This window comes from Marinomonas sp. 63XJN7_7_ISO-PGPR-S23-202 (assembly GCF_056173505.1).
Genome location: NZ_CM149677.1, coordinates 2,800,980 through 2,815,395, shown reverse-complemented (window position 1 = coordinate 2,815,395; position 14,416 = coordinate 2,800,980). Strand labels below are relative to the sequence as shown.

General features: G+C 44.1%; 15 protein-coding genes and 1 pseudogene. 13 read left to right on the top strand and 3 right to left on the bottom strand.

Going from position 1 to position 14,416, the window contains the following annotated elements; all coding sequences use genetic code 11:
• Positions 1–66: 66 nt before the first annotated feature.
• Positions 67–1,272: a DEAD/DEAH box helicase gene (locus AC0VYG_RS13065; RefSeq protein ID WP_475428435.1), complete on the bottom strand. Its 1,206-nt coding sequence runs from the start codon at positions 1,270–1,272 to the stop codon at positions 67–69.
• Positions 1,273–1,444: 172 nt separating this feature from the next.
• Here AC0VYG_RS13065 and AC0VYG_RS13060 point away from each other — a divergent pair, with 172 nt between their 5' ends.
• Together AC0VYG_RS13060 and AC0VYG_RS13055 are read left to right on the top strand one after the other, a co-directional pair.
• Entirely contained in the window at positions 1,445–2,002 is a 558-nt protein-coding gene (locus AC0VYG_RS13060) for a DUF1415 domain-containing protein (protein WP_475432542.1), read from the top strand.
• Positions 2,003–2,062: 60 nt separating this feature from the next.
• Positions 2,063–2,896: a CvfB family protein gene (locus tag AC0VYG_RS13055; RefSeq protein WP_475428434.1), complete on the top strand. Its 834-nt coding sequence runs from the start codon at positions 2,063–2,065 to the stop codon at positions 2,894–2,896.
• 36 nt (positions 2,897–2,932) lie between these two features.
• Here the strand turns inward: AC0VYG_RS13055 and AC0VYG_RS13050 are convergent, their stop codons facing one another.
• Complete coding sequence (locus AC0VYG_RS13050; RefSeq protein WP_475428433.1) at positions 2,933–3,877, bottom strand: ketopantoate reductase family protein; 945 nt, start codon at positions 3,875–3,877, stop codon at positions 2,933–2,935.
• A gap of 85 nt (positions 3,878–3,962) precedes the next feature.
• On the opposite strand from AC0VYG_RS13050, the gene AC0VYG_RS13045 reads away from it, so the two are divergent.
• Entirely contained in the window at positions 3,963–4,448 is a 486-nt protein-coding gene (locus tag AC0VYG_RS13045; protein WP_475428432.1) for a YajQ family cyclic di-GMP-binding protein, read from the top strand.
• 89 nt (positions 4,449–4,537) lie between these two features.
• Here the strand turns inward: AC0VYG_RS13045 and AC0VYG_RS13040 are convergent, their stop codons facing one another.
• Positions 4,538–4,867 carry an MGMT family protein gene (locus AC0VYG_RS13040; RefSeq protein ID WP_475449857.1) on the bottom strand — a complete coding sequence of 110 codons (330 nt, stop codon included), beginning with the start codon at positions 4,865–4,867 and terminating at the stop codon, positions 4,538–4,540.
• 49 nt (positions 4,868–4,916) lie between these two features.
• Between AC0VYG_RS13040 and AC0VYG_RS13035 the strand changes: the two genes are divergently transcribed.
• The 10 genes and pseudogenes from AC0VYG_RS13035 (at position 4,917) to trpA (ending at position 14,402) form a co-directional block, all read left to right on the top strand.
• Positions 4,917–5,396, top strand: coding sequence for an FxsA family protein (locus AC0VYG_RS13035; protein WP_475428430.1), 480 nt, complete (start codon positions 4,917–4,919; stop codon positions 5,394–5,396).
• 130 nt (positions 5,397–5,526) lie between these two features.
• Positions 5,527–5,817: a co-chaperone GroES gene (locus tag AC0VYG_RS13030; protein ID WP_067014631.1), complete on the top strand. Its 291-nt coding sequence runs from the start codon at positions 5,527–5,529 to the stop codon at positions 5,815–5,817.
• Positions 5,818–5,874: 57 nt separating this feature from the next.
• Complete coding sequence (groL, locus tag AC0VYG_RS13025) at positions 5,875–7,521, top strand: chaperonin GroEL (RefSeq protein ID WP_475428429.1); 1,647 nt, start codon at positions 5,875–5,877, stop codon at positions 7,519–7,521.
• Between the two features lie 192 nt (positions 7,522–7,713).
• Positions 7,714–7,773, top strand: a pseudogene (locus AC0VYG_RS13020) (HNH endonuclease); the annotation flags it as partial.
• Between the two features lie 24 nt (positions 7,774–7,797).
• Positions 7,798–8,238: a hypothetical protein gene (locus AC0VYG_RS13015; protein ID WP_475428428.1), complete on the top strand. Its 441-nt coding sequence runs from the start codon at positions 7,798–7,800 to the stop codon at positions 8,236–8,238.
• Positions 8,239–8,580: 342 nt separating this feature from the next.
• Positions 8,581–10,869, top strand: a complete 2,289-nt coding sequence (locus tag AC0VYG_RS13010) for a FimV/HubP family polar landmark protein (RefSeq protein ID WP_475428427.1) — start codon at positions 8,581–8,583, stop codon at positions 10,867–10,869.
• A complete protein-coding gene (gene truA, locus AC0VYG_RS13005) occupies positions 10,862–11,779 on the top strand; it encodes a tRNA pseudouridine(38-40) synthase TruA (protein ID WP_475428426.1) in 918 nt (305 codons plus the stop codon). The genes AC0VYG_RS13010 and truA overlap by 8 nt, the downstream gene beginning before the upstream one ends.
• Complete coding sequence (locus AC0VYG_RS13000) at positions 11,763–12,380, top strand: phosphoribosylanthranilate isomerase (RefSeq protein WP_475428425.1); 618 nt, start codon at positions 11,763–11,765, stop codon at positions 12,378–12,380. The genes truA and AC0VYG_RS13000 overlap by 17 nt, the downstream gene beginning before the upstream one ends.
• A complete protein-coding gene (gene trpB, locus AC0VYG_RS12995) occupies positions 12,373–13,584 on the top strand; it encodes a tryptophan synthase subunit beta (RefSeq protein ID WP_475428424.1) in 1,212 nt (403 codons plus the stop codon). Before AC0VYG_RS13000 ends, trpB begins: the two co-directional genes overlap by 8 nt.
• Complete coding sequence (trpA, locus tag AC0VYG_RS12990) at positions 13,581–14,402, top strand: tryptophan synthase subunit alpha (RefSeq protein WP_475428423.1); 822 nt, start codon at positions 13,581–13,583, stop codon at positions 14,400–14,402. The genes trpB and trpA overlap by 4 nt, the downstream gene beginning before the upstream one ends.
• Positions 14,403–14,416 lie beyond the last annotated feature (14 nt).

The window sequence follows — 14,416 nt, the reverse complement described above, 5'->3', positions numbered from 1 at the left end:
TCTAGGCGGGTTTGCCGCCTAGTCATATCAGGGGTTGAAAGTCTGGGTGTTTTTAAGACTGTGATCTTACTTTTTTGCAGCCGTTTTTTTCTTTTTCTTCCTACTATTGCCTTGTGAGCGTGTTTTGGTTTTGGGTTCTAGACCCTCAATACGACCAAATTTGATATTGGCTTGCATAAAACGCTGAATCTTTTCAATCATCGGAAGATCGTTTATGTCGATTAGGGAGTAGCATTCTCCTGGAGCACCTTCCCGTGACGCTCGACCAGCGCGATGAATATATGAATCCGCTTTGCGTGCTAGTCTTAAATTAATGACGGTGTTGATTTCTGGAAGGTCTATCCCCCGTGAGGCCACATCCGTTGCAACCAGAATCTGTAATCGACCACGTTTCATTTGCTTTAAATGCTCGCTACGATCCCCTTGCTTCATCTCACCATGTAAGCCATCACACATGAATCCCATATTGCGAATGCGTTGTACCCAAACATCAACATGCTCACGATTGGCGACAAAAACAACCGCTTGTTTTACGCGCTCTTGAGTTAATAGGTGTTTTAAAACCGCTTCCTTATGAGTGTCGTCATCGACACGGTAAGCAATTTGACGAATTTGTGTTGGCACTGTGCGAGCGGACTCGCCCAAGCGTAATTGTTGAGTGTCGTCGTCGAGTAGGGCGCTGGCAAAGCGTCCCATTTTTTCACCTTCTAATGTGGCGGAAAACATTAAAGTCTGGTGTTCTTTTGGGAGCTCTTTCGCAATGCGGTTAATGGCATCAACAAACCCCATGTCTAACATTCGATCAGCTTCGTCGATGACAAAATAAGAGACGTCGCTTAAATCAAGCCATTGCTTGTCATCTAATTCAACCAATCGCCCCGGTGTTGCCACTAAAATGTCGCAAGGTTCACTTAGTTGCTGCTGCTGCATGCCGTAAGGCGTGCCGCCAATAATCAATTGAGAGGCAATGCGAGTGTGTTGTGTTAGTTGTTGCACAACATTAAAGATTTGTCGTGCCAATTCTCGGCTCGGCGCGAGAATCAACACTTTTGGCGCAGTGGTTGACTGTTCATCACGGTCAAGAATGTGTTGAATGGCAGGAGCACAAAATGCAATGGTTTTCCCCGTTCCTGTTGGTGCCGTTGCCAATAGATCGGATCCATCTAACACAATGGGTATGGCTTGTTCTTGTATCGGTGTAGGGGACTCAAACCCCAAGTCGCTAATGGCTTGCTCTATGGTGAAATCAAGATCTAATTCAGCAAATGACATGTAAACTCTCTGTTGCGAGGAAAAAAGGTACGCCATTCATTCTATTTGCGCACAATTAGTCAATCATACCTTGTTTTATGGGCTTTCGAAATCGAAACATGCTGGGATTATCTATACCCTCTGGGGCGTTTGCTCTAGAATGGAGAAAACATTAGCAAGAAATAAGAGTGGTATGCAGCTGTCTGATGAATTGGTCACAACCCAGACCATGAAATGGGTAAAAGAGTTCATTGTTGGCTTGAATATTTGCCCTTTCGCTAAACGAGAAGTGGAGCGTGAATCGGTCCGTATTGTGGTGCTTCGTTCCAAAAAAATGCAAGTTGCTCTTGAGGAGTTAATGGCTGAGGTGCAATGGTTGGATGAGCATCCTGAAACGGAAACGACTTTGCTGGTGTTTCCGACGCTGTTCAGTGATTTTTACCGTTATCTAGACTTTGTTGATATGGCAGAAAACCTGATGTTTGAGCAAGAATGTGAAGGGGTGTATCAATTGGCCACTTTTCATCCTGATTATTGTTTTTCTGGCACCGAGTCAAATGATGTGTCGAATTATACTAATCGCTCACCTTATCCAATGTTGCATTTGTTGCGAGAAGCAAGTGTTGATAAGGCCATCGCCTTTTATGGGGATACGGATGTGATTCCCGAACAGAATATAGAAAAGATGGATGAGCTTGGCAAAGACAAGCTGGAAGCCATTTTATCCGCTTGTATGAAAACAAGCGATTAACGCTACCTTTTTTGATGGGTAATCAATGGTAGTGTGTAAAATACATAATTAGGAAAAAAAATGACGACACAAGTAGGGCGTTTAAATACGTTAAAAGTGGTTAAAGAGAAAGAGTTTGGAATGTATTTAGACGCCGATCAGTTGGGGGAAATTTTATTACCCAAGCGCTATATTCCTAAAGGGTTGAAAGTGGGTGAAGACGTTGAGGTGTTGGTTTATCTGGATTCTGACGATGAACTTATTGCGACGACTGAAACACCTAAAGTGCAAGTGGGGGAATTTGCGGCGCTAACCTGTGTTGCGGTCAATCAGGTTGGCGCCTTCTTTGATTGGGGCTTGCCAAAAGATTTATTGGTGCCATTTAGTCAGCAAAAAAATCGTGTGGAAGAAGGTGAAACACACCTCTTATTTGTCTATCTAGACCAACTGACAAATCGTATTGTTGCGACCACCAAGGTTGATGCTTTACTGAATCGTGAAGAAGCGCCTTATCGTACGGGCGATCAGGTGTCTATTATCATTGGTGATAAAACCAATATTGGTTTTAAGTGCATCATTGATAATCGTTTCTGGGGTGTTTTGTTTTTTCAGGATGCCTTTCGCCAATTACGTAAAGGTGAGAAAACGACGGCTTTTATTAAGCGTATTCGTGAAGACGGTAAGATCGACTTGAGCTTGCAAGAAGTTGGCTATAAGAAAGTCCGTAATATCTTAGACGATATTATGGACTACTTAGAGGCGCAAGGCGGTGAGATGACCTTAACGGATAAAGCCTCACCTGAAGCTATCTATGCTGTTTTTAAAGTAAGTAAGGCCACTTACAAAAAAGCGCTTGGTGCACTTTATAAAGATCAGAAAATTGTGCTCAGTAAAGAAAAGGTTACGAAAAAATAGCCTGTTGACACGGGGCATGCGCCAATTGAAAGGCTCCTAAGCGATGCTTAGGAGCTTTTTTTTCGTTTCTTCCCGTTGTTCTGGATTATTGATGGCTTGGTACAGCATTTCTTGAATGGGGAGTGAATGGTTGCTTGTTGTAGCGAGGTAGCCGGAAATATACTCGTTTTCTGTCGGTCGATTCAGACGAATGTCCTCGTGCATTGAAGAACGATTTAAGTGAGTGAGCTTGGCGACCGTGGTGATCCGATTCGTCATATTGGTTTGAGTGAGATGCTGGCTGTGTTGATAATATTCAAATTTGGGGTTAGTGAAAAAATCAGAGAGTTCTTTAATTGTTGCTTTTAAGAGTGGTGAGTACTCGTCGTTTAAAACGTCACCATTTTGAATGGCAAATAAGGCGGTAATGGGGTTAATCACCGCATTGATTGCCAGCTTTTCAAACAGTCTTTGATGAATATTGGCTACGCCTAGCTCTTCAAGGTGAAAGCTTTGTTTATCTGCTTGCTGGTCCCATAAACCGAAAAAGGTATCGCCTTTTCCTGTGTGTTTTACTTTATTGTTACTGAGTTTTAATGCGCCTTCACTGGTCGTGCCAGCCCATAATGTTTGTGTACTTTTTATTTGCGCGGCCAGTTCTTGTTGAGCTCCCATGCCATTGCATAAGCAGCAAATATCGGCATCGTCAGTTAAATGCTCTTGTACTTGTTGATACGCCGAAACAAGGTCAAAGGCTTTGGTGCAAAAAATAACTTTGTCATAATGCTTGGTGAGGTTGTCAGGAGAAAAAGATTTGATTTTGTAATCGACAATTTTGCCATCTGGATGCTCTGGATCCACCTGATCATCAAGGGTGATGGCATTCCCCGTTTTTTCAGATCGGTAAACTAAATGGACTGTCTGATCTAAGCGTTTTAGTTTGCATGTCACTAGCATACCAATGGCGCCAGCGCCAACTACAAGCCAAGGAGTTGTTTTCATAGTCATCGTTCCATTAGGTGTTTTATTTCAATCCCTGTTATTATCGCGCCAAACTTTATCATTGAAAATGCTAAGGAGCATAAAAATGCCATCATTTGACGTTGTTTCTGAGTTGGACTGGCACGAAGTGACCAATGCCGTTGACCAAGCAAACAGAGAGATAACTACACGCTATGATTTTAAAGGCGTAAAAGCAAGCTATGAGATTAAAGATAAAAGCAGTGTTGTGATGGAGACTGAAGCTGAGCCTCAGCTCCGCCAAATGGCGGATATTTTGAATCAAAAGCTGGTTAATCGTGGTATTGATTTGAAAAGCTTGGAAAAAGAGGACGTGGTCAAAGGAAATTTACGTGTGTCACAAGCCATTAAAATGAAAGAAGGCTTGGAAACCGACGAAGCGAAAAAAATTGTGAAAATGATCAAAGAGAGCAAGATCAAAGTTCAAGCGCAGATTCAAGGCGATCAATTGCGTGTGACAGGCAAAAAACGTGATGACCTTCAGCAGGTGATGGCTCTATTGCGTGGTGCGGATTTGAATCAACCTGTGCAGTTTACCAACTTCCGTGACTAGTTCGAGCTGGTCTATTGTAGAGAAGCTGAATCGTCGGCAAGTACCTAACAGTAGGGGGCTTGCTGACACGGTTTTCTGTTACGGTTTTGTTATGACTTTTTTCTTGGTAGGGCGTTGCTATGATGGATCAGCTTCGTGCCGATTATAAGCCAGCCTTCTTGCTCTAATCTCTCCCTTTGTCTTAGATACCCATCGGTGTTTTCTGCAAAACTGATGCGACGCTGAGCATTAACTACTCTGTGCCAAGGCAGCTTAGTGTCCTTGGGTAAGTTTTTCATTAATTGGCCAACTTGTCGGGCATAACCTGGGAAGCCAGCAAGTTTTGCCAATTCTCCGTAAGCAATGCATTCACCCTTAGGAATTTCGCTTAATATAAGCAAGACTTGAGATTTAAATCTATCCATTGGTTGATTCGTCACGTTTAGTCCTTAGATATAAGGTATAGCAATAATATTTAAGAAGGTAGATATGAGACTTGCACTTTTGCTTTTTATTCTCGTGCCCATTATTGAAATGACCATTTTAATTAAAGTGGGCAGTCATATCGGTGCGTTAGCAACCATTGGCTTGGTGCTTTTAACCGCTATTTTAGGTGTGACCATCATTCGTAAGCAAGGCCTTGAAACCGCTCTTAAAGCACAGGAAAAAATGGCGCGTGGTGAACTACCTGCTTCTGAGGTTGCAGAAGGTATTATGCTGATCTTCGCTGGTCTTTGTTTAATGATGCCAGGGTTTATTACGGATGCTATTGGTGGCTTATTGTTAATTCCACCACTGCGCCGCTTTTTTGCAGCGGGGTTAGTCGTCAACTTTATTGCTTCTATGGTGAAGAAAGGTTCGAGATGGACATCTTACAGTCGTTATGACTATCACAGTCAAGGAGAAACGATTGACGGTGAGTATTCGAAAGAGTCTAAAGATGACAACGACTTAATTGATAAAAAATAATTTATCGTAAGGGTTGAAATCGGTTTGCATAGCCGTATATAGGACTTTGTTAAAGATTCCTACTCAGTATGCGGTAGGGTTATCCAGCCAGGGGAGTCCTGGTATTGTTTTTAATTGGAGAGATTGATCAATGAATATTCGTCCTTTGCACGATCGTGTCGTTGTTCGACGTAAAGAAGAAGAAACAACAACTGCATCTGGTATCGTTCTACCTGGATCTGCGACAGAAAAGCCTACTCAAGGCGAGGTTTTGGCTGTTGGCACTGGCCGTATTCAATCAAATGGTGATGTGCGTGCTTTGGCCGTTAAAGTTGGTGATACTGTTTTGTTTGGCCAATACTCAGGCCAAACGGTTAAGATCGAGGGCGAAGAACTGCTTATCATGAAGGAAGACGAAATTTACGGCATTATTGAAGCCTAAGTCGTCCTGCAGTTTTATTACGATTCATAGCATTTACAACAGTTAAGGTATAAAAAAATGGCAGCTAAAGAAGTTAAATTTGGAGACAGCGCCCGTCAGCAAATGCTGAAAGGTGTGAACGTTCTTGCAGATGCAGTAAAAGTAACCTTAGGGCCTAAAGGTCGTAACGTTGTTATTGAAAAATCTTTCGGTTCGCCTCTTGTTACTAAAGATGGTGTAACAGTAGCGAAAGAAATTGAACTGGATAACAAGTTCGAAAACATGGGCGCTCAAATGGTTAAGGAAGTTGCTTCCCAAGCCAACGATGTGGCGGGTGATGGTACAACAACCGCAACCGTTCTTGCGCAAGCAATTGTTGCAGAAGGCCTTAAAGCCGTTGCCGCTGGTCGTAACCCAATGGACCTTAAGCGTGGTATTGACCAAGCTGCGGGTGCGGTAGTAAAAGAAATTGCAGCGCTTTCTACGCCTTGCAAAGACAACCGTGCCGTTGAGCAAGTGGGTACTATCTCTGCTAACTCTGATGCATCTGTCGGTAAGATCATTGCTGAAGCAATGGATCGTGTCGGTAAAGAAGGTGTGATCACGGTAGAAGAAGGCTCAGGTTTTGAAGATGAGCTTGCAGTAGTTGAAGGTATGCAATTTGATCGCGGTTATTTATCGCCATACTTCATCAACAATCAAGATACCATGAGTGCGGAACTTGAAAACCCATTCATCCTTCTTGTTGATAAGAAAATTTCCAACATTCGCGATTTGCTACCGATACTGGAAGGCGTTGCCAAAGCGTCTCGCCCACTGTTGATTATCGCAGAAGATGTTGAAGGTGAAGCGTTAGCAACTTTGGTTGTGAACACCATGCGCGGTATTGTAAAAGTGGCTGCTGCTAAGGCGCCAGGCTTTGGTGATCGCCGTAAAGCGATGTTGGAAGATATCGCTATCCTAACGGGTGCCACAGTGATTTCTGAAGAAGTTGGTATGACACTGGAAGGCGCTACTCTAGAACAGCTAGGTACGGCTAAACGTGTTACTTTGACAAAAGAAAGCACAACGATTGTCGATGGTGCTGGTCAAGCGGCTAATATCACAAGCCGTGTTGAGCAAATTCGTGCAGAAATCGCGAATTCTTCTTCTGATTACGACAAAGAAAAACTTCAAGAGCGTGTTGCGAAATTGGCCGGCGGTGTTGCTGTGATCAAGATTGGTGCAGCAACTGAAGTAGCAATGAAAGAGAAGAAAGCTCGTGTAGACGATGCTCTTCATGCGACTCGCGCAGCGGTTGAAGAGGGTGTTGTTGCTGGTGGTGGTGTTGCTCTTGTTCGTGCACTAACTAAAGTGGTTGACCTTAAAGGTGACAACGAAGATCAGAACGTGGGTATTACACTTGCTCTTCGTGCGATGGAAGCGCCAATGCGTCAAATCGTTACCAACGCAGGTGCTGAAGCGTCTGTTATTGTTGACAAAGTGAAACAAGGCGAAGGTAACTACGGTTACAACGCTGCAACAGGTGAATACGGTGATATGCTGGAAATGGGTATCCTTGACCCAGCGAAAGTAACTCGTTCTGCGCTACAAGCAGCAGCGTCTGTTGCAGGTCTAATGATTACTACTGAAGCAATGATTGCTGATCTTCCTAAGGAAGATGGCCCAGCTATGCCTGATATGGGTGGCATGGGCGGAATGGGTGGCATGGGCGGCATGATGTAATATCATCCCCTAAGCTACTTAGCTTAATAGAAAGCCTCGCTGTTTAGCGGGGCTTTTTTTATGGGTAGGGGGGAGAAAGCCTTTACATTGTGGAAACGACAACAGCGCCGTTGTCTGGGTTGCAACAAACTGATTACGCCTGAAACAGGATGGAACATTCATCATGTGGTAGAGCGTTACAAGGGCTGAAGTGACAAACTGGATAACTTGGTGTTGTTACATCCTAATTGTCATCGTAGACTAAATAGTTAATGAAATTGATAAGGATATGATCTGATGATTAATGATGAGCAGGAGAGGTTGTTACTATCTATTAATGACTTTTCGATAAGGGAAGTTGCCAATGATGGTGAACATAGAAATAACCTTGACGCACTCGAAGGCCTCAATCTTGTTAAGTCAACTAGAAAAACAGTGGGAGTTAACAAGCGAGGGTATCAGGGGGCTCCAAGGGGGGCTCTACGTTTGACTGAGCTTGGTACTCGTTATCTCGAAGAAAATAATCTTATTAAGTTTGATGACTTAGAAACTCGGAAGGCTAGTTTGGAAGGAGTTCTTGATAGTAAGGAAGATGTTACTCAGTACGAACTTTTGTTTTGGCACAAATGTGGCTGTATAGATGTATCAGATGATTTGATCGACTACACACATCTAGATAAAGCTTTGTATGTTCTATCCGATCTTGAAAATAAAATAGCTGTCGGTCTTGCTCGCTAGACTTATAAAGGCTTGAGCCGTATGCAGGGAAACTTGCACGTATAGTTCTTAGGGGAGGGAGGCGCAGTAATGCGCTGCTGCTACCCGACATATCATCCCCTAAGCTACTTAGCTTAATAGAAAGCCTCGCTGTTTAGCGGGGCTTTTTTTTAAAATATACTTTACCGTTGAAAGGACGAGTTTTGTTGTTTTTTTATAGATTAAAATGGTGAGACATTGATCATTGTTCTATTCTTAAGCCGATAGTCCAAACCATTGATTCTAAAGCTATTGATAAATAGCGACCTGTGTAAGATACTTGGTAAGTAATAAAAGCCATTTTTTTAATAGAAAGGGAAGCTTATGCTCAGGAAAACCCTCGTTAGTTTAGCCATTACTGGTGCGGTGTATTCGGTAAGCGGTTATGCGCTGGAGCTGGGTGAATTGACTTTAAAATCGAGCATAGATGAACCTTTTCGGGGGCAAATAGAATTATCAGATGTTGGTTCATTGACCCCTCAAGATATATTAGTTCGGTTGGGGAGTAGCGGTGAGTTCCGGCAAGCGGGTTTTTCGCCTTCTCCTGAGTTAAATGATTTATCCTTTGATGTTGCGCGCGGTAACAATGGTAAAGGCTTAATCATTGATGTGGTATCGAAGAAAGTTCTCAAATCTAAAGATCTGCATTTTGTATTGGCTGCTCGCTGGCCCAGTGGGCAAGTGGTAAGAGAATACGATGTCCCATTGACTCAGTCGGCTTTAGTTGATAAATCCCAAAAAGAGGTGATTCAGTCGCCAACGGTTACCTCACGAACTTCGAAGTCGAAGACTTCTGCCAGCAATGGTCGTAGTGTTTTTCAAAAAGAATCTCAAGCGGCAAACAAGTTGCCAATAAAAGGCAATGCGTTCACCCAAGCGGGTAATACCTTGTGGCGTATTGCTGAAAAGAATCGGCCATCGAGTAATTTTACGATTTATCAGACGATGATCGCGATTCAAGCATTAAATAAAAATGCATTTTACTCAAATAATATTAATCTTCTTAAACAAAACGTTGTGCTGCGTATCCCGACAGAGCAACAGATTGCTTTGTTCAATCGTTCTATGTCGAAAGAAGAATTTGAGCGACAAGTTCGAATCTGGCAAACAATTAAATCGGCGTCCTCTAAACATTCTCCTATTGCCCGTGAACAGCTAAATACACAAGCAAAGGGTAAAGGCGCGTCTAAACAACCTATTTCTGATTCCGACCGATTAACATTGGCATCGGGTCAAAGTGCGCTTTCTCAGAAAAATGCCAGTTCGAATGAGGGCAGTGGTAATGAATCCTCTCAATTAGAAAGTAAGCTTTCCGCCACTGAGGAAATGTTAGATAAGGAGAAGCGTGAAAAAGAGGATCTCTCGAATCAATTAGGCGACCTGAATAAGCAGCTTAAGACGTTACAAAAATTGATCAGCTTAAAAGATCAGCAAATGGCGGAGCTTCAAAAACAGCTCACCAGTGCGAAACAGTCCATGCAAGAACAAAAAAATACGGTGGATCAGCTATTAGAGACCATTCAGCAGCGGACTGACAAGGAGAAAGCAGAAGCTAACTCTTGGCAGCATAAGATCTTTGGCAACCCCATTATTGTGTCTGTGGGAGCCGTTGTTCTTCTTATGTTGGGCTTCTTGATCGGTTTGTTGATGCGTCGTATGGGCAAGAAAAAGCCTGACACAACGAAAAACGACGGTGACGAATTTGATTTAGCGGCGACTACACCAGTAGCTGCGGCTGCTGCGACGGGGGCTGCCGTAGCGGCTGTCGAAACAGAGGAGGCTAAGCCAGAGGAAGAAATAGAGGAAGAGGATCCTTTTGCTTTTGACTTTGGTGAATCAGAAGAGGAAGCTGATGAGTTTAGCGAATTCGATAATCTAGAAGAGCCATCCCTGCCAGAAGAAGTGGATGAGGATAATTATGAATTACCTGATGACTTAGCCTTTGCAGATGATTCGGTGGCAGATGATGATGACGAAGATGAGGATCCATTTGCTTCTTTGGATTCTCAGATGGACGATTTAAATGAGTTAGACGAGTTAGACGATACGCCCCCCGACGAGTTTGATTCCCTTGATGATGAGCTTGAGGCCGTTCCGGAAGAAGAGGCCCCAGAAGAAGACACGCCAGAGGACGAAATTCCAACCGTTGAGCCTGTTGAAGAGGATGTGGCGGCTGAGAATACATCTGACTCAGAGGCAGATTTTTCTGAGGAAGAGTCTTTTGTCTCAAATCTACTTGAAGATACAGATGGTGAGAATGAAGAGGGGCCTGATGAGTCTGCAATCTTTGACCAAGAGCCAAATGAATCGTTAGCGTCGAGTATCGAAGAGACGTTAGCCGAAGCGCAGGAAGATGCGGATGTTGAGGCGCCATCATTTGGTGAAGCTGAAGCGGCTGATGGTGAGGCGGTCGATGATGATGAAGAAGAGTTTGATTTCTTTGATGCCAGCGGCGATGAAGCGGCAACGAAATTAGATCTGGCAAGAGCTTACATGGATATGGGCGACGATGAAGGTGCTCGTGTTATACTTGAGGATGTAGTTTCATCCGGTAATGAACAACAAATTGCCGAAGCAAAAAGTATGATAGAGCGAATGTTCCCAAGTGACTAAAAAGAAAGTAGTTCTTGTCGTTGAGTACAACGGCGCTGCCTATAAAGGCTGGCAGGCACAAAAATACGATGTGCCAACGGTTCAAGAAGAGGTAGAAAAAGCGGTCAGTATTATTGCAAACCACCCTGTCAGTATTATTTGTGCTGGCAGGACGGATACTGGTGTTCATGCCAGTGCTCAAGTGATTCATTTTGAGACAGAGGCTGTTCGAAATGAACGATCTTGGACGCTGGGAGTGAATACCCATCTTCCCCGTGATATATCCATTGTGGCGGCTCGTTATGTGGATATGGATTTTCATGCACGTTTTAGCGCCCTGAGCCGTCGTTACCGTTATGTTATTTACTCCGCTGAGTTGCGTCCTGCCATTTTAATTGATGGCGTGACTTGGACGTATAAAAAACTTGATGTTCAAGCCATGCAGGAAGCGGCCAATGTTTTTGTCGGTGAGCATGACTTCTCTTCTTTTCGTGCTGTTGGTTGTCAAGCAAAAAGTCCAGTACGTACTATCCTAAACTTTTCCGTTCGACAGTTTGGCCAGTATGTGGTGCTAGATGTTAGAGCTAACGCATTTTTACATCATATGATTCGCAATTTTGCAGGGGTATTGATTGCCATTGGGGCGGGTGAACAGCCAGTTGAATGGGCGAGATATGTACTTGAAGCCAAAGACAGAACAAAAGGAGGTGTGACCGCATCGCCTTTTGGTTTGTATTTTGTCGATGCAGAATATCCCGAACATTTCAATATCCCTAAGCCAACTCTCGGTCCGCACTTTCTGCCGGTTATTGAAGAATCGGTTGGTACTGTGAAGTCATACTATCGGAAAGACGGATCAGTATGTTCTACTTCGTCTGATCAAAAAACACTTTCGGCTGATAAAGAGTTGTCTTATGACCTGTCGAGTTAAAATTTGTGGCATAACGAATCTTGAGGATGCATTGGTTGCCTGTCGTCACGGAGCAGATGCGCTGGGTTTTGTTTTTTATGAAAAAAGCTCACGTTATGTTGATCCCCAAACAGCCAATGAGATAGTGGCTCAGTTGCCGCCTTTTGTGGTGCCTGTGGCGTTATTTGTCAACGCAGAATCCTCTTTGGTTGAGCGTGTTATCTCAGAAAGCACGCGTTGGATGATTCAGTTTCATGGGGATGAAACAGAGTCGGCTTGTTTGACGTATAATCGTCCCTATATAAAAGCCCTAAGGGTCAGAGAGGGGGAAGATATTTTGGCGCTTGGTCAAGCTTATTCCTCGGCCAGTGCCATTTTGCTGGATGCCTATAAAGAAGGTATGCCAGGAGGGACAGGCGAATCATTTGACTGGCAGTTGATTCCGAAGGACGTGCCTTTTAGCGTGATATTGGCGGGGGGGTTAACGCCTCAAAATGTTCGTGCGGCGGTTGAGCAAGTGGCTCCTTACGCAGTGGATGTGAGTGGTGGTGTTGAACGATCCAAAGGGCTCAAAAGTGAGTCACGTATTCAAGAATTTATTATTGGAGCGAAATGTGAGTGATAGTCCAATTGATTTAAACCTACCCGATGCGCAAGGGCGTTTTGGGCAGTTTGGTGGAACATTTGTATCCGAAACCTTGATGTCTGCACTTGATGATTTGACCAAGATGTACGAAGAATTATCGCAAAGTGCAGAGTTCCAGGCGGCGTTTGATAAAGACCTAGCGCATTATGTTGGGCGTCCGTCGCCTTTGTATTTTGCCGAGCGTTTAACCGCAAAAGTAGGCGGTGCGAAAATTTATCTGAAGCGTGAAGACCTAAATCATACGGGGGCCCATAAAATCAATAACACCATTGGACAAGCCTTGCTTGCCAAACATATGGGCAAACCAAACATCATCGCTGAAACGGGAGCGGGCCAACATGGTGTGGCGTCTGCGACTGTGGCGGCTCGCTTGGGGCTGAAATGTAAGGTTTTCATGGGCGCAGAAGATATCAAGCGTCAGTCCTTAAATGTGTACCGTATGAAACTGTTGGGGGCGGAAGTTGTTCCTGTCGAGTCTGGTACAAAAACCTTAAAAGACGCGTTGAATGAGGCCATGCGTTACTGGGTGAGTAATGTCGATGATACTTTTTACATTATCGGGACGGCTGCGGGTCCACACCCTTATCCTAAATTAGTGCGTGATTTTCAAGCTGTGATTGGCCGTGAGACGAAAGTTCAGTGTATGGAGCAGGAAGGTCGTTTACCCGATGCGCTTGTTGCTTGTGTTGGTGGCGGCTCTAACGCGATTGGCTTATTTCATCCGTTTATCGGCGATAAAGATGTGGCGATGTATGGCGTTGAAGCAGGTGGTGATGGCGTCGAAACGGGCCGTCATGCGGCGCCTTTATCGGCAGGTCGTCCTGGTGTGTTACACGGTAATCGTACCTATGTGATGGCCGATGAAGATGGTCAAATTATCGGTACCCATTCTATTTCTGCTGGTTTAGATTATCCCGGTGTGGGGCCTGAGCATTCTTGGTTGAAAGATGTTGGTCGTGCCAAATATGTGGCCATCAATGACGATGAGGCGATGGAAGGGTTCCGTGATCTGACTCGTCTTGAGGGGATTATGCCTGCCTTGGAGTCCAGTCATGCAGTTGCTTACGGAATGAAACTTGCCGCGACCATGAGTAAAGATCAAATCATTGTAGTCAACTTATCTGGTCGGGGTGATAAAGATATTTTAACCGTTGCAGAATTGGATGGGATTGAAGTATGAGCCGTATAAATGCATGTTTTGACAATTTAGCAGCTTTAGGTAAAAAAGCGCTGATTCCTTATATTACGGCAGGCGATCCTACACCAGAACACACGGTAACCATTATGAATGGTTTGGTGGCAGCGGGAGCGGATGTTATTGAGGTTGGTATGCCCTTTTCCGATCCTATGGCCGATGGTCCCGTTATTCAGCTGGCATGTGAGCGCAGTCTAGCCGCTGGGACGAGTGTACGTAAAGTATTGGACATTATTCGTCAATTTAGAGAGCACAATACTGACACACCTGTTGTGCTTATGGGTTATTTGAACCCCATTGAGTTTTTTGGCTATCAAGCATTTGCCCGTTCTGCTAAAGAAGCGGGGGTAGATGGCATTTTATTGGTGGATCTGACTCCAGAAGAGGCGACAGATGTAGTAGAATGTTTCCGCGAAAATGATATTGATCTCATTTATCTGTTATCACCTACGACGACACCAGCTCGAGCGAAGAAAATTTGTGCGCTTGCTTCCGGTTATGTTTATTACGTTTCTGTGAAAGGCGTAACGGGTTCGACTGCATTGGATGTGGATAGTGTGAAAAAACACGTTGATTCATTGCGAGAAATTACTCGTTTACCAATAGGGGTCGGCTTTGGTATTCGAGATGCCCAAACGGCAGCTGCGGTGAGTCAATGTTCGGATGGCGTAATTGTTGGCAGTGTATTGGTGAATGCCATCGCAGAAAATCAAAATCAAGCAAAAGAATATATCGCTGACGCTTTACAGTCTATTCTTGCACCAATGCGTGCGCAGATGGACGCTGAGCAAAGCGGCAGTTAGTAAATAAGGATTTG